At 73.7% G+C, this 14,230-nt stretch carries 13 protein-coding genes; 8 read left to right on the plus strand and 5 right to left on the minus strand.

Translation table 11 applies throughout. The features are described 5' to 3' along the window. Window positions 1-245 precede the first annotated feature (245 nt). The 4 genes from OG276_RS30175 (at window position 246) to OG276_RS30190 (ending at window position 6,852) form a co-directional block, all read left to right on the plus strand. The gene (locus tag OG276_RS30175) at window positions 246-2,564 is read left to right on the plus strand and encodes a molybdopterin oxidoreductase family protein (RefSeq protein WP_266910022.1); all 2,319 of its coding nucleotides are present in this window, start codon (window positions 246-248) and stop codon (window positions 2,562-2,564) included. 73 nt (window positions 2,565-2,637) lie between these two features. Next, entirely contained in the window at window positions 2,638-4,152 is a 1,515-nt protein-coding gene (locus tag OG276_RS30180) for a CitMHS family transporter (RefSeq protein WP_266910024.1), read from the plus strand. A gap of 133 nt (window positions 4,153-4,285) precedes the next feature. Beyond that, window positions 4,286-5,698 (plus strand): aldehyde dehydrogenase family protein, encoded by a 1,413-nt coding sequence (locus tag OG276_RS30185; RefSeq protein ID WP_266910026.1) that lies wholly within the window; start codon window positions 4,286-4,288, stop codon window positions 5,696-5,698. Between the two features lie 74 nt (window positions 5,699-5,772). After that, window positions 5,773-6,852 carry a zinc-binding dehydrogenase gene (locus tag OG276_RS30190; protein WP_266910028.1) on the plus strand — a complete coding sequence of 360 codons (1,080 nt, stop codon included), beginning with the start codon at window positions 5,773-5,775 and terminating at the stop codon, window positions 6,850-6,852. Window positions 6,853-6,914: 62 nt separating this feature from the next. On the opposite strand, the gene OG276_RS30195 is transcribed toward OG276_RS30190, so the two are convergent. Continuing rightward, window positions 6,915-7,583, minus strand: coding sequence for a TetR/AcrR family transcriptional regulator (locus OG276_RS30195; protein ID WP_266910030.1), 669 nt, complete (start codon window positions 7,581-7,583; stop codon window positions 6,915-6,917). 83 nt (window positions 7,584-7,666) lie between these two features. Here OG276_RS30195 and OG276_RS30200 point away from each other — a divergent pair, with 83 nt between their 5' ends. From OG276_RS30200 to OG276_RS30210, 3 genes are all read left to right on the plus strand, one after another. Beyond that, on the plus strand, window positions 7,667-8,818 hold the full coding sequence (locus OG276_RS30200; RefSeq protein WP_266910032.1) for an acyl-CoA dehydrogenase family protein: 1,152 nt from the start codon (window positions 7,667-7,669) through the stop codon (window positions 8,816-8,818). 139 nt (window positions 8,819-8,957) lie between these two features. Next, window positions 8,958-9,269: a YiaA/YiaB family inner membrane protein gene (locus OG276_RS30205; RefSeq protein WP_266910034.1), complete on the plus strand. Its 312-nt coding sequence runs from the start codon at window positions 8,958-8,960 to the stop codon at window positions 9,267-9,269. A 63-nt stretch (window positions 9,270-9,332) separates the two neighbouring features. Continuing rightward, entirely contained in the window at window positions 9,333-9,998 is a 666-nt protein-coding gene (locus tag OG276_RS30210) for a TetR/AcrR family transcriptional regulator (protein ID WP_266910036.1), read from the plus strand. On the opposite strand, the gene OG276_RS30215 is transcribed toward OG276_RS30210, so the two are convergent. Beyond that, window positions 9,989-10,450 carry a MaoC family dehydratase gene (locus tag OG276_RS30215; RefSeq protein ID WP_266910038.1) on the minus strand — a complete coding sequence of 154 codons (462 nt, stop codon included), beginning with the start codon at window positions 10,448-10,450 and terminating at the stop codon, window positions 9,989-9,991. The two genes, OG276_RS30210 and OG276_RS30215, sit on opposite strands and share 10 nt — an antisense overlap. Window positions 10,451-10,573: 123 nt before the next feature. On the opposite strand from OG276_RS30215, the gene soxR reads away from it, so the two are divergent. Beyond that, a complete protein-coding gene (gene soxR / locus OG276_RS30220) occupies window positions 10,574-11,020 on the plus strand; it encodes a redox-sensitive transcriptional activator SoxR (protein WP_266910040.1) in 447 nt (148 codons plus the stop codon). Here the strand turns inward: soxR and OG276_RS30225 are convergent. The 3 genes from OG276_RS30225 to OG276_RS30235 form a co-directional block, all read right to left on the minus strand. Further along, a complete protein-coding gene (locus OG276_RS30225; RefSeq protein WP_323182376.1) occupies window positions 10,998-11,834 on the minus strand; it encodes a 3-keto-5-aminohexanoate cleavage protein in 837 nt (278 codons plus the stop codon). The genes soxR and OG276_RS30225 overlap by 23 nt on opposite strands. 158 nt (window positions 11,835-11,992) lie before the next feature. Next, window positions 11,993-12,637, minus strand: coding sequence for a hypothetical protein (locus OG276_RS30230; protein WP_266910042.1), 645 nt, complete (start codon window positions 12,635-12,637; stop codon window positions 11,993-11,995). 152 nt (window positions 12,638-12,789) lie between these two features. Beyond that, the gene (locus OG276_RS30235) at window positions 12,790-14,205 is read right to left on the minus strand and encodes a serine-threonine protein kinase (RefSeq protein ID WP_266910044.1); all 1,416 of its coding nucleotides are present in this window, start codon (window positions 14,203-14,205) and stop codon (window positions 12,790-12,792) included. Window positions 14,206-14,230 lie beyond the last annotated feature (25 nt).

Here is a 14,230-nt window from a genome sequence, read left to right on the forward strand (position 1 = left end):
CGGCCCTGGCCCTGGCCCCGCCAACGAAGCCCGGCTCCGAGCTCGGCCCCGGCCCCCGGCCCCGGCCCCGGCCCCGATCTCAAGCCCGCCCCCCAAGCCCGGCCCCGCCCCCCCCCACGGAGCCGTCCCGGATTCCATGGGGCGCGGACCCTCCCCACCGTGCCTACCGGTCGGTATGCTCGGTGCCGCCCGCGCGGGTCCGGCGCCCGTGCCCCGTGTCGCAGCCTGCCGCCCCTGGAGGGCCCATGCCCCGCACCGCCCTGCGCATCTGCCCGCTCTGCGAGGCCACTTGCGGCCTCACGCTCACCATCGAAGGCACCACCGTCACCGGGGCCCGGGGGGACCGCGACGACGTGTTCAGCCGCGGTTTCATCTGCCCCAAGGGTGCCGCCTTCGGTGGCCTCGACGCCGATCCCGACCGGCTGCGTACCCCCCTCGTGCGGCGCGACGGCCAACTCCGCGAGGCCACCTGGGAGGAGGCCTACCAGGCCATCGCCGACGCGGTCCCGGCCCTCGTGGGCGCGTACGGGCCCCAGTCCGTCGGCGTCGTCCTCGGCAACCCGAACGTCCACACCATGGCCGGACAGCTCTACCCGCCCCTGCTGCTCAAGGCCCTCGGCACCCGCAACCTGTTCACTGCCAGCACCCTCGACCAGATGCCCAAACACGTCTCCAGCGGGCTGCTCTTCGGGGATCCCTTCGCCATCCCCGTCCCGGACCTCGACCGCACGGACTTCCTCCTGCTCCTGGGGGCGAACCCGGTCGAGTCCAACGGCTCCCTGTGCACCGCACCCGACTTCCCCGGCCGGCTCAAGGCGCTGCGCGCACGGGGCGGCACCCTCGTCGTCGTCGACCCGCGCCGCACCCGCACCGCCAAGCTCGCCGACCGTCACCTGGCGCCGCGCCCCGGCAGCGACGCGCTGCTGCTCGCCGCCCTGGCCCACACGCTGCTCGCCGAGGAGCTGACCGATCCGGGCGTGCTCGCGGAACACACCCAGGGAATCGGGGAACTCGCCGAAGCGCTCGGTAGTTTCACTCCCGAGGCCGTCGCCCCCGCCTGCGACCTCACGGCCGAAGAGATCCGCGGCCTCGCCCGCGATCTCGCGGCCGCGCCGACCGCCGCCGTCTACGGGCGCATCGGCAGCTGCACCGTCGAGTACGGCACGCTCGCCAGCTGGCTGGTGGACGTGCTGAACATCCTGACCGGCAATCTCGACCGGCCGGGCGGAGCCCTGTTCCCGTTGTCCGCGACCGACCGCGCACCCCGGCCGGCCGGACCCGGCAAGGGCTTCACCCTCGGGCGCTGGCACAGCCGGGTCAGCGGCCACCCCGAGGCCAAGGCCGAACTGCCCATGGCGGCGCTGGCGGAGGAGATCGCGACCCCGGGGGAGGGGCGGATCCGGGCCCTGATCTCCATCGCGGCGAACCCCGTGCTGTCCGCTCCCGACGGCCGGCGCCTCGACGCGGCCCTGGCCGGGCTCGACTTCATGGTCAGCATCGATCCCTACCTCAACGAGACCTCGCGCCACGCCCACGTGGTCCTGCCCCCAGGGCCGCCCTCCCAGAGCGCCCACTTCGACTTCTCCTTCAACACCTTCGCCATCCGCAACCAGGTCCGCTACTCACCGCCCGCCGTCCCGCTCGAAGACGGGCGCATGGACGAGTGCGAGATCCACGCCCGTCTCGTACTCGCCGTCTCCGGCATGCACGGAGCCGACCCGGCCGCTGTGGACGAACTGGCCATCGGGTCCACCCTCGCCAAGGAGTGCGCCGACCCGGACTCCCCCCTGCGCGGACAGGATCCGGCGCGCCTCGCGGGGCTGCTCGCCGGCGGCAGCGGCCCCGAGCGACGCCTCGACATGATGCTCCGGCTCGGCCCCTACGGAGACCGGTTCGGCGCGGCCCCGTCCCTGCCCGGAAGCGCCGCTACGGGCACCAGCGCGGGCACGCCCGACGGCGCGGCGGAACCGGGCCCGGCCCCTGCTGCTGCCGCCGCCCCCGGCGGCCTCGGGCTGGAGCAGCTGCGCGCGCACCCGCACGGAATCGACCTGGGCCCGCTGCAGTCCCGGCTCCCGGGCCTGCTGAAGACGCGCAGCGGCAGGATCGAGCTCCTGCCGGACCCGATCGCGGCCGAACTCCCCAGGCTGCGCAGGGCGCTCGCCGACAGCCCCTCGGCCCTGGTGCTCGTGGGCCGCCGCCACCTGCGGTCCAACAACAGCTGGTTGCACAACGTCGCGGCCCTCACCGGAGGTTCCAACCGCTGCACCCTCCAGGTCCACCCGGACGATGCCGCCCGGCTCGGCCTCACCGACGGGCGCCCGGCCCGGATCACCGCCGACGGCGGCAGCCTGGAGGTTCCGGTGGAGGTCACCGACACCCTGCGCGCCGGAGTCGTCAGCCTCCCGCACGGCTGGGGCCACGACCGCCCGGGCACCCGCCTGTCGGTGGCCGCGGCCGCGCCCGGAGTCAACGTCAACCAGCTCCTGGACGGCAGCCGACTCGACCCGCTCTCCGGTACGGCCGTGCTCAACGGCTTCCCCGTCGAACTGACACCCATCCCCTGAGCTGGGGTTTTGCTCGTATTGCTCACGCGTGGACGTCTTGTTGGCCCCCAGAGGAGGCACCTAGGTTCCCCCCATGCTGACCTTCCTCGGCTTCGCCATGATCGCGACCTTCCTGGTTCTGATCATGCTGAAGAAAATGTCGCCCATCGCGGCGCTCGTCCTCATCCCCGCGCTCTTCTGCGTGTTCGCCGGACAGGGCGCGCAGCTCGGCGGCTACGTCATCGACGGAGTCGGCAAGCTCGCGCCGACCGCCGCCATGCTGATGTTCGCCATCGTCTACTTCGGCGTGATGATCGACGTCGGCCTCTTCGACCCGATCGTGCGCGGCATCCTGCGCTTCTGCAGGGCCGACCCGATGCGCGTCGTGGTCGGCACCGCCGTCCTCGCCGCCATCGTCTCGCTCGACGGCGACGGCTCGACCACCTTCATGATCACCGTCTCGGCGATGTACCCGCTCTACAAGCGCCTCGGCATGAGCCTGGTGGTGATGACCGGCGTCGCGGCCACCGCCAACGGGGTCATGAACACCCTCCCCTGGGGCGGCCCCACGGCCCGCGCCGCCACCGCGCTCAAGCTCGACGCCGCCGACATCTTCGTGCCGATGATCCCCGCGCTCGCCGTGGGCCTGCTCTTCGTCTTCGCCCTGGCCTACGTCCTCGGCCTCAAGGAACGCCGCCGCCTCGGCCTGCTGACCCTCCCCGCCGACACCGGGCGGTCGGCGGAGCCGGCCGGGGAACTCCTGGTCGCGGCCGGCAAGGGCCCTGCCGCCGCCGCCGCGAGCGCGAGCACGCGTACGCCCTCCACCGGCTCCGCCCCCTCCACCGGCTCCGCCCCCTCCTTCGGCTCCGCCCCCTCCGAAGCGCCCACCCCCTCCGAGGCGCCCGCCGGTTCCGATGCACCCACCCCGCCCGCCCCCGCCGATGACGCCACCCCCGCCGAGGACGGCTTCCAGGGCCTCGACCCGCACCGCCCGACGCTGCGCCCCCGCCTCTACTGGTTCAACGCGGGCCTCACCGTCGCCCTGCTCACCGCCATGATCATGGAGCTGCTCCCGATCCCGGTGCTCTTCCTCCTCGGAGCCGCCCTCGCCCTCACCGTCAACTTCCCCCACATGCCGGACCAGAAGGCCCGGATCGCCGCCCACGCCGAGAACGTCCTGAACGTCGCCGGAATGGTCTTCGCCGCCGCCGTCTTCACCGGTGTCCTCACCGGCACCGGCATGGTCAAGCACATGGCCGACTGGCTCGTCGGTGCCATCCCCGAGGGCATGGGACCGCACATGGCCCTGGTCACCGGCCTGCTCAGCCTCCCCCTCACCTACTTCATGTCCAACGACGGCTTCTACTTCGGCGTCCTGCCGGTCCTCGCCGAGGCCGGCGCCGCCCACGGGGTCTCCCCGCTCGAAATCGCCCGCGCCTCCCTGGTCGGGCAGGCCCTGCACATGTCGAGCCCACTCGTCCCGGCCGTCTACGTCCTCGTCGGCATGGCCAAGGTCGAGTTCGGCGACCACACCCGGTTCACCGTGAAGTGGGCGGCCCTGACCTCCCTGGTGGTTCTGGCCGCAGGGATGCTTTTCGGCATCATCTGATCTCCTCCGCCCCTGGCGCACACAAAACTACCGGCGCTAGTTTGTAGGGTGGTGGCGACGCCAGATCCACAGCGGCTCCACTGGTCCATCGGTCTACAGGTCCACGCGTTCGCGCGTGCTCGGGAGGATTGCCATGAAGGCCCACGACGGGATGTACATCGGCGGCGAGTGGCGGGACGCCCTCGGCCAAGGCCGCATCGAGGTCCTCAACCCGGCCGACGAGCGGCTCATCGCCTCGGTTCCGGCCGGTACGGCCGAGGACGTGGACGCGGCCGTACGCGCGGCCCGCGCGGCCTTCCCGGCCTGGGCGGCCACCGCTCCGGCCGAGCGGGCCGCCCTCATCGGGGCCCTGCGCGACGTCCTGGTCGCCCGCAAGTCGGAGATGGCCGAGACGATCACCGCCGAGCTGGGCTCGCCGCTGGGGTTCTCGGAGATGGTCCACGTCGGGGCGCCGATCGCCGTGGCCTCCTCCTACGCCGAGCTCGGGGCCTCGTACGCCTTCGAGGAGCGGATCGGGAACTCGACCGTGCTGCTGGAGCCGGTCGGCGTCGTCGGGGCGATCACCCCCTGGAACTACCCGCTGCACCAGATCGTTGCCAAGGTGGCACCCGCTCTCGCCGCAGGCTGCACCATCGTCCTCAAGCCCGCCGAGGACACCCCGCTGACCGCACAGCTCTTCGCCGAAGCCGTGCACGAGGCGGGGATCCCGGCCGGGGTCTTCAACCTGGTGACCGGCACCGGCCTGGTCGCCGGCCAGGCCCTGGCCGCGCACGAGGAAGTCGACCTCGTCTCCTTCACCGGTTCCACCGCCGTCGGCAAGCAGATCGGCGCCACCGCCGGCGCCGCCGTCAAGCGGGTCGCCCTGGAACTGGGCGGCAAATCGGCCAACGTCATCCTGCCCGGCGCCAACCTCGCCAAGGCCGTCGCCTCGGGCGTGGGCCACGTCATGAACAACTCCGGCCAGAGCTGCAACGCGCTCACCCGCATGCTCGTCCACCGGGACGACTACGAGGAGGCGGTCTCCCTCGCGGCCGCCGCCGCGGCCAAGTACGCCTCCGGCGACCCCCTCGACCCGGGCACCCGCCTCGGACCGGTCGTCAGCGCCAAGCAGCGCGACCGCGTCCGCGACTTCATCACCCAGGGCGTGGAGGAGGGCGCGCGCCTCGTCGCGGGCGGGCCCGAGGCGCCGCACGAGCAGGGGTACTTCATCGCCCCGACCGTGTTCGCCGACGTCACGCCCGACATGACCATCGCCCAGGAGGAGATCTTCGGCCCGGTGCTGTCGATCCTCCCCTACGGAGACCAGGACGAGGCCCTGGCCATCGCGAACGGCACCGACTACGGGCTGGGCGGGGCGGTCTGGGCGGCGGACGAGGAGACGGCCGTCGCCTTCGCACGCCTGATGGACACCGGCCAGGTGGACATCAACGGCGGCCGCTTCAACCCGCTCGCGCCCTTCGGCGGGTACAAGAAGTCGGGCGTGGGCCGCGAGCTGGGCCCGCACGGCCTCGCCGAGTTCCTGCAGACCAAGTCCCTGCAGTTCTAGACCCGCAACCGCACAGTTCCAGACCCGCAACCGCACAGTCCAGCCCCGCAACCGCACACACGGAGACGACGATCATGGTTCGCGCCGCCATCCTGCCCGCCGTCGGAGCCCCCCTGGAGATACGGGACATCGTGCTGCCCGAGCCCGGCCCCGGCCAGGTCCGGGTGCGGCTCGCCGCCGCCGGGGTCTGCCACTCCGACATCTCTCTCACCAACGGCACCATGAAGGTGCCCGTACCCGCCGTCCTCGGCCACGAGGGCGCGGGCACGGTCCTCGCCGTCGGCGAAGGGGTCACCCATGTCGCTCCCGGCGACGGGGTGGTGCTCAACTGGGCCCCGTCCTGCGGGCACTGCCACCACTGCTCGATCGGCGAGGTCTGGCTCTGCGCCAACGCGCTCGTCGGAATGGGAGCGGTGTACGCCCACGACGCCCTGGGCGCCGAGCTGCACCCCGGGCTGAACGTGGCCGCCTTCGCCGAGGAGACGGTCGTGGCGGCCAACTGCGTCCTGCCCGCCCCCGCGGGGATCCCGCTCGCCGAGGCCGCACTGCTCGGCTGCGCGGTCCTCACCGGCTACGGAGCCGTCCACCACAGCGCCCAGGTCCGCCCCGGCGAGTCGGTGGCCGTCTTCGGAGTCGGCGGCGTGGGTCTGGTCGCCCTCCAGGCGGCCCGCATCGCGATGGCCGGCCCGATCGTGGCCGTGGACGTCTCCCCGGACAAGGAGGAACTGGCCCGGGCGGCCGGGGCCACGGAGTTCCTGCTCGCCTCCGAGAACACCGCCAAGGACATCCGCGCCCTCACCGGCGGCCACGGCGTGGACGTGGCCATCGAGTGCGTCGGCCGGGCCGCGAGCATCCGGGGCGCCTGGGCATCCACCCGGCGCGGCGGCCGCACGACGGTCGTCGGTATCGGCGGCAAGGACCAGCAGGTCACCTTCCACGCCCTGGAGATCTTCCACTTCGCCCGCACCCTCACCGGCTGCGTCTACGGCAACAGCGACCCCGCCCGCGACCTCCCGGTGATCGCCGCACACGTCCGCGCGGGCCGCCTCGACCTCGAAGCCCTGGTCACCGACCGGATCACCCTCGACGGCATCCCGGCGGCCTTCGACGCGATGCTGGCGGGCAAGGGCGGCCGCTCGCTGGTGGTGTTCTAGCAGCCTGCCCGTACGGGAGGCCCGCCCTTGGCAGGCCTCCCGTCAGGCGGTGTCGGGCGGCGTCAGGCGGCGTCAGGCGGCGTCAGGCCCGTCTCCCGCAGTGCCGCGTACTGGAGGGCCAGGCCGTCCAGCAGCGCCGCCAGGCCCGTCTCGAAGGCGCCCTCGTCCACCTCCTGCTGGCGCTCCGCCAGCAGGTGGGCCTGGCCCAGGTGCGGGTAGTCCGACGGGTCGTATGCCGCCTCGTCGTCGACGAAACCCCGGGCGAAGGAACCCACGGCCGAGCCGAGGATGAAGTACCGCATCAGCGCCCCGATCCGGGTCGCCTGCGCCGGCGGCCAGCCGGCCGCCGTCATCGCGCCGTAGACGGCGTCCGCGACCCGCAGACCGGCCGGCCTGCGGCCCGGTCCGCGCGCCAGTACCGGCACGATGTTCGGATGGTCGGACAGGGCGGCCCGGTAGGAGTGTGCCCAGTCGCGCAGCGCGACCTGCCACTCCCGGCCGTCCCCCGCCTCGAACATCGACAGGTCGACCCGTGCGCTCACCGCGTCCGCGACCGCGTCCAGGATCTCGTCCTTCGTGCGGAAGTGGTTGTACAGCGAAGGCCCGCTGACCCCCAGCGCCGCCGCCAGTCGCCGCGTCGAGACGGCCTCCAGTCCCTCGCCGTCCACCAGCGCACCCGCCGCCTCGACGATGAGCGATCTGCTGAGAAGGGGCTTGCGCGGTCTGGCCATGCGCCACATAGTAAGGCCTGCCGGATTTAAACTAGCAGTGGTAATTAACCCCATCCGATCCCGTCCCCACCCGGAGGTGCCCGGTGAATCTGGAACTCAGCGAGGAGCAGTCCGCCGTCCGCGATCTCGCCCGCGCGTTCACCGAGCGCGAGATCGCTCCGTACGCCGCCGAGTGGGACCGCGCCGAGAGCGTGGACCGGGCCATCGTGAAGAAGCTCGGCTCCGTCGGCTTCCTCGGCCTGACCGTCCCCGAGGAGTACGGCGGCTCCGGCGGGGACCACCTCTCCTACGTCCTGGTCACCGAGGAACTCGGCCGCGGGGACTCCGCCGTGCGCGGCATCGTCTCCGTCTCCCTGGGCCTGGTCGCCAAGACCGTCGCCGCCTGGGGGAGCGAGGAGCAGAAGCGCGACTGGCTGCCCCGCCTGTGCTCCGGCGAGGCCCTCGGCTGCTTCGGGCTCACCGAGCCCGGCACCGGCTCCGACGCCGCCGCCCTGACCACCCGGGCCCGGCGCGAGGGCGACTCGTACGTGATCAGCGGCAGCAAGATGTTCATCACCAACGGCACCTGGGCCGACGTGGTCCTGCTCTTCGCCCGCACCAACGAGGACCCCGGCCACCGCGGAATCTCCGCGTTCCTCGTGCCCACCGACACCCCCGGCCTGGCCCGCCGCGAGATCCACGGCAAGCTGGGCCTGCGCGGCCAGGCCACCGCCGAACTCTCCCTCGACGGCGTGCGCGTGCCCGCCTCCGCGATGCTCGGCCCCGAGGGGAAGGGCTTCTCCGTCGCCATGTCGGCCCTCGCCAAGGGCCGGATGTCCGTCGCCGCGGGCTGTGTGGGCATCGCCCAGGCCGCGCTGGACGCGGCCGTCTCCTACGCGGCCCAGCGCGAGCAGTTCGGCAAGCCGATCGCCCACCACCAGCTGGTCCAGGAGCTGATCGCCGACATCTCCGTCGACGTGGACGCGGCCCGGCTGCTGACCTGGCGGGTGGCCGATCTGATCGACCGCGGACTGCCCTTCGCCACCGAGTCCTCCACCGCCAAGCTCTTCGCCTCCGAGGCCGCCGTCCGCGCCGCGAGCAACGCCCTCCAGGTGCACGGCGGTTACGGCTACATCGACGAGTACCCGGCCGGCAAGCTGCTGCGCGACGCCCGTGTGATGACCCTGTACGAGGGCACCAGCCAGATCCAGAAGCTCCTCATCGGCCGCGCCCGTACGGGGGTTTCGGCTTTCTGAGTGGCCCCCCGGAGTTCCCGAGAGCCCCCAAGAGCCCCCAAGAGCCCCCAAGAGCCCCCGGGAGTCCCCGAAGTTCCTGAGTACGTAAGTGAGTACGCGCGCGGATGTGCCGGGGCCCGGCCCGCCCGAAGCTGGACCCATGAACGAGACACCGGTCAAGCAGCAGAACACGGGGGCCTACTACGGCCAGGCCGTCGCCTCCTTCGGCGTCGCCATCGGCGCGGTGGCCCTGGGGATCTACAACATGGAGGCTGACGGCTGGGTCCGGGCCTTCCTCGGCATCGCGGTCCTCTACCTCACCACCTCGGCCTTCACCCTCGCCAAGGTGATCCGCGACCGCCAGGAGGTCACCCAGATCGTCACCCGGGTCGACCAGGCCCGGATGGAGAAGATCATGACGGGCTACGACCCCTTCGCGGTCCCGAAGCAGCCCACTCCCCAGGATCGCTAAGCGCTTGCTCACCACCCTCCGGTAGGCTGTTCATTCCTACAGGCCGAAGAGGGTGAGCGAGCGATGGACAGCGCGGAGGAGATCAGCGGTTACCGGCCGTGGTCGGAGGTCACTCCCGACGCCGCGCGGCGGCTGCTCGTCGCCGCCGTGGAGGCCTTCGCGGAGCGCGGATATCACGCCACCACCACGCGGGACATCGCGGGGCGGGCCGGCATGAGCCCGGCCGCGCTCTACATCCACTACAAGACCAAGGAAGAGCTGCTCCACCGGATCAGCCGGATCGGCCACGACAAGGCGCTGGCGATCCTCGACTCCGCCGCCTCCGGCCCCGGCAGCGCCGCCGAGCGGCTCGACGTGGCCGTACGGTCCTTCGTGCGCTGGCACGCCGCGCATCACACCACCGCGCGCGTGGTCCAGTACGAGCTCGATGCTCTCGCTCCGGAGCACCGCTCCGACATCGTGGCCCTGCGCCGGCAGAGCGACGCGGCCATCCGCCGCATCCTCGCCGACGGCGTCGCGGCCGGGGAGTTCTTCGTCCCGGACGTCCCCGGCACCACCCTTGCCGTGCTGTCGCTCTGCATCGACGTCGCCCGCTGGTTCAGCGCCGACGGCCGTCGCACGCCCGACGAGGTCGGCGCGCTCTACGCCGGCCTCGTGCTCCGCATGGTGGGCGCGGGCTCCGGCGCGGCCGATGCGCCGGCCGCGGGCCCAGCGGTGGATCAGAAGTAGTAGCGGGACACCGACTCCGCCACGCACACGGGCTTCTCGCCGCCCTCGATCTCGACGGTCACGGTGGCCGACACCTGGACGCCGCCGCCCGCCTCCACGACCTCGGTGATCAGGGCGGTCGCGCGCAGCCGCGAACCGACCGGCACCGGCGCGGGGAAACGCACCTTGTTCACCCCGTAGTTGATGCCCATCTTCATGCCCTCGACCCGCATGATCTGCGGCACCAGGCTCGGCAGTAGCGACAGCGTGAGGTATCCGTGCGCGATCGTGGAGCCGAAGGGTCCGGTCGCCGCCCGCTCCGGGTCCACGTGGATCCACTGGTGGTCCCCGGTGGCGTCCGCGAAGAGGTCGATCCGCTTCTGGTCCACCTCCAGCCAGTCGCTCGGGCCGAGCGGTGCGCCGATCCCGGCGGTGAGCTGCTCGGCGGACGTGAAGATCCTCGGCTCGGACATACCCGTACCTCTCCCTGGCGAATAAGCGCTTGCTCAGAATGCTGGGGTCGTCATGGATCTGTCAATGACGGTCGGTGAAGCGCCCGACCCCGAATCCCGGCCCGGCCGATTACCCTCGGCGGTGTGCCGCAGATTCCCGAGAAGGTCCACGAGCTCACCGTCGGCCAGCTGTCCGCCCGCAGCGGCGCGGCCGTCTCCGCACTGCACTTCTACGAGACCAAGGGGCTGATCAGCAGCCGCCGCACCTCGGGGAACCAGCGCCGCTACACCCGAGACGCGCTGCGCCGCGTGGCGTTCGTACGGGCCGCCCAGCGCGTCGGCATCCCCCTGGCCAGCATCCGCGACGCCCTCGCCCAGCTCCCCGAAGGCCGCACCCCCAACCGTGAGGACTGGGCCCTGCTTTCGGAGAGCTGGCGCGCCGAGCTCGACCAGCGGATAGCTCAACTCGGCCGCCTGCGTGACCACTTGACCGACTGCATCGGCTGCGGATGCCTCTCCCTGGAGAACTGCGCCCTCTCCAACCCGGACGACGTCTTCGGCGAACGGATCACCGGCTCCCGGCTGCTGTGACCTCCCGCGCGCGGGAGGCCGCCGCGACCAGTTCGGCGTTCGACCGCGCCGCCCGGCCGTCCGGCAGGTGCAGCACGTCTCCTACGCCGATCCGCGCCCCGGCGCCGTACCGCGCGGCCAGCCGCAGCGCCGGCCAGGCCGCCGCCTCCCGCCCGAACAGCACCACCGGCACCGGCGGCAGCCGGCGCAGCAGCTCGGCCACCGGCCCGGGGTCGGCGGAGGCCAGCTCGGCCACCAGCCGGACCCGCGCGGGGTCCCGTACCGGCCAGGCGAGGAACCGCGCGAGGGACCCGGCCGCCCCGCTCACCGCGCCCTCGGCGTCCGCCGCCGCCCCGCCCGCCGCCGCCCTTCCCGTGGCTGCCTCGGTGTCCGCAGCCGCCCCGCCCACCGCGACCTCCGCGTCCACCGCCGCCCCGCGCTCCAGCAGCGCCTCGGCGAGCTCCCGCGCCCCCGGCTCCGCGAACCGCACCACCGCCCGGTCGGGCAGCACCGTCCAACTCCGCACCCGCGCGAGCCGCCCCGCGTGATCCGGCTCGGCCCCCGCGCTCACGGCCACGGAGACCGCCACCCCGCCGCCGGGCCCGGGACCGCCCCGGACCCCGCTCCCGCCCCTGAGGCCCGCGTCGCGCAGGGCCTCCAGCAGCGGCCCGACCACCCGGGGCGAGAGGCTCTCGCGGCCGCACGGGGTGCGCGGATGGACCAGCACCTCCCGGGCCCCGGCGGCCACCGCCGCGAGCGCGGCGTCCACCAGGTCCCCGGGGCTCATCGGGACGGCCGCGCCGTCGGCGGCGCCCCGGGAACCGTTCAGCGACACCACCAGGGTCGGCCCCGCGGGCCCGGGTCTCCGCCGGACGGACTCCGGCCCCGGCCCTGGTCGCCCGGACCGCGCCGGGTCCTGCCCGGAACGTGCGGACTCCGTCGGCGCCGACTCCCGGACCTTCGCCGCCGCCCCCGCCTCCATGCCCGCCCCGCTCACGCCGCCCCCGCCAGATCGGCCCCCTGGAGCGCCGCGTCCGCGAGCGCCGGTCTGGGCACCACGATCCCGCAGCCCGCGCACACCGGACCGTCCCACGCCCAGGCGGCCCCGGCCGCAGTACCGCCGGGCCCGCCGCCGGGCGCGCTCACCCCGGCTCCGGCGGCAACCGCCGCCACCGGCACCGGCCAGTGCAACTCCCGGGCCCCGCACACCGGACACCCCGTCCCCGGCTCCGACTCCAGTGCCTCCACCAGCCGTCTGAGCACCTCGCCCAGCGCCCCCTGCGGCCGTACCCCCGGATCGGCGCACCGCACCACCGCGTCCCCGCTGCCGCTCCACGCCCACTCGGGCCGGCGCAGCCCGTCGTGCTTCTCGCGCCGCCGGCGCTCCGCGAACTGCCGCTCGTACTCCAGCCAGACCGCCCGCGCCTCCTCCAGCTCCTCCAGCGCGGCCACCAGCCGCGACGGGTCCGCCGCCCGGTCCTCGGGGCCGATCCCGTGCCGGTCGCACAGGTGCCACCAGGTCGCGCGGTGCCCGTAGGGGGCGAACCGCTCCAGGCAGCGGCGCAGCGAGTGGCGCCGCAGGGCCCCGTCGTTGCGTGCGTCGCGCACCTGATGGGCCAGACTCCGGAATCCCGCCATCACACCTTCACCTCCGCCGAGCGCCCAGCACCGGGCGCCGTGCCCGCCGCGCTGTGTTCCCCACAGGACCGGCGCCGTGTGCCCAACATGCCCGGCCTGGTGCGGGCGCATGCGGGGGCGGTCGAGGCGTACGGGTGGCACATGGCCAAAACTCAGCGCCCCATGCGCCCCGCGAGCACCACCAGCCGGGCCAGCTCCTCGTGGCAGATGTCGCTGTGCGCCCCCGAGGGGGCCCCGCCGCGGCGGACCACGGAGCCCGCGTCCACGCTCACGCAGCCCGTGGCGGGCAGGCCGCCCCGCAGCGCCGCGTCCAGCGTCAGCCGCGGGGCTCCGGGCACCCCCCGCACCCCGTCGTGCCCGATCGCGCCCCACCGCTCGTCGAAACCGAGCAGACCGGCCGAATCGCCGGCCATCCGGGAGGCCAGCGGGTAGAAGACCTTGAGGGAGGAGTCGTAGGAGGAGTGGCAGGCGGTCAGCGGCCCGTCGACCCGGTCCTGCAGTCCGCGCAGGGCGCCCCCGCGCCCCCGGTCGTGCGGCAGGCTGTCGGCGAACGCGTAGTGGGAGAAGGCTCCTTGGAGGACGGTCAGGGACTTCACGTTCCGCGCCCCGGACGGCAGCCCGCGCAGCGAGAAGGAGACCACCCGGCCGCCGAAGCTGTGTCCGATGAGGTGCACGCGCAGGGCCGGACGGCGGCCGGCCAGCTCCGCCAGCAGCGGCCCCAGGCCGTGCTCGCCGACCACCCCGGCCCGCGCCTTCATCTGGTAGTACGTGGCCTGCCGCAGCACCTCCTTGGCGCCGTTCCACAGCGTCCGCATGCCGCCGCCCGCCGAGAAGCCGGGGGAGGAGTCGGCCGAGGAACCGGCCGAGGAGCCGGGGGAGCCGCCGGCGCCCGCCCCGCCCCCGGGGAACGTGGCGCCCGCCTCGGCCAGGGCGTCAGTGAACTCCCGGCACACCCGCAGGACGTCCCCGCTGAGGAAGTCCGGCACCTCGCGCGGGGCGAAGGCCGCCGCCAGATCGTCGCCCGTGCCCACCCCGTCGACCCCGGCCAGCTCCCGTACGAGCGCGCCGAACTCGGTGAAGTCGCCCTCTCGCGTGGGCCGTTCCTCCAGCAGCTCGGCGATCCGGTCCAGCTCCGCCGCCCGGCCCGGCCAGAAGGCGCCGAGGGACCGCCGGGTGGCCGGGTCCAGGGCCGTTCCGTGGCCCGGCTCCGCGGCACCCACCACGGCGCCCTCCACCGCGCCCCGGGCGTCGAAGTCGGGTATCGGCTCGTCCGAGAAGCGGATCGAGGGCCACACCACCCCCACGTACCCCAGCCGCACCCCGGTCCCCACCAGATCCGCGAAGGGGGCGTAGAACCGGTCGAAGAGCCGGATCGCGGTGGACCGGTCGGAGTTCCATCCGTGGGCGAAGACCAGCAGGTCCGTGGCCTCGATCCCGAAGACCGCCTCCCGCGCGCCCGGGCCCGCGTCGCCCTGCGCGTCGAAGGTCAGCTCCACGTACGGCCGGGCCCCGATCCCCGCCGCCGTCCCCGTCGCCCTCGCAGGCACCGTCCCGCCGATGTGCACCATGACGCCCCCCTCCACGCCGTGTCCC

Source organism: Streptomyces sp. NBC_00086 (assembly GCF_026343255.1).
In the GTDB taxonomy this organism is placed as follows: Bacteria; Actinomycetota; Actinomycetes; order Streptomycetales; family Streptomycetaceae; genus Streptomyces.

What these genes read in the sequence shown, in the direction of transcription:
- OG276_RS30215 (WP_266910038.1), bottom strand. Translation starts at nt 10,450, where the DNA reads ATGTCCGAGCCGAGGATCTTCACGTCCGCCGAGCAGCTCACCGCCGGG.
- OG276_RS30190 (WP_266910028.1), top strand. Translation starts at nt 5,773, where the DNA reads ATGGTTCGCGCCGCCATCCTGCCCGCCGTCGGAGCCCCCCTGGAGATA.
- OG276_RS30175 (WP_266910022.1), top strand. Translation starts at nt 246, where the DNA reads ATGCCCCGCACCGCCCTGCGCATCTGCCCGCTCTGCGAGGCCACTTGC.
- OG276_RS30210 (WP_266910036.1), top strand. Translation starts at nt 9,333, where the DNA reads ATGGACAGCGCGGAGGAGATCAGCGGTTACCGGCCGTGGTCGGAGGTC.
- OG276_RS30195 (WP_266910030.1), bottom strand. Translation starts at nt 7,583, where the DNA reads ATGGCCAGACCGCGCAAGCCCCTTCTCAGCAGATCGCTCATCGTCGAG.
- OG276_RS30180 (WP_266910024.1), top strand. Translation starts at nt 2,638, where the DNA reads ATGCTGACCTTCCTCGGCTTCGCCATGATCGCGACCTTCCTGGTTCTG.
- OG276_RS30185 (WP_266910026.1), top strand. Translation starts at nt 4,286, where the DNA reads ATGAAGGCCCACGACGGGATGTACATCGGCGGCGAGTGGCGGGACGCC.
- OG276_RS30205 (WP_266910034.1), top strand. Translation starts at nt 8,958, where the DNA reads ATGAACGAGACACCGGTCAAGCAGCAGAACACGGGGGCCTACTACGGC.
- OG276_RS30230 (WP_266910042.1), bottom strand. Translation starts at nt 12,637, where the DNA reads ATGGCGGGATTCCGGAGTCTGGCCCATCAGGTGCGCGACGCACGCAAC.
- OG276_RS30235 (WP_266910044.1), bottom strand. Translation starts at nt 14,205, where the DNA reads ATGGTGCACATCGGCGGGACGGTGCCTGCGAGGGCGACGGGGACGGCG.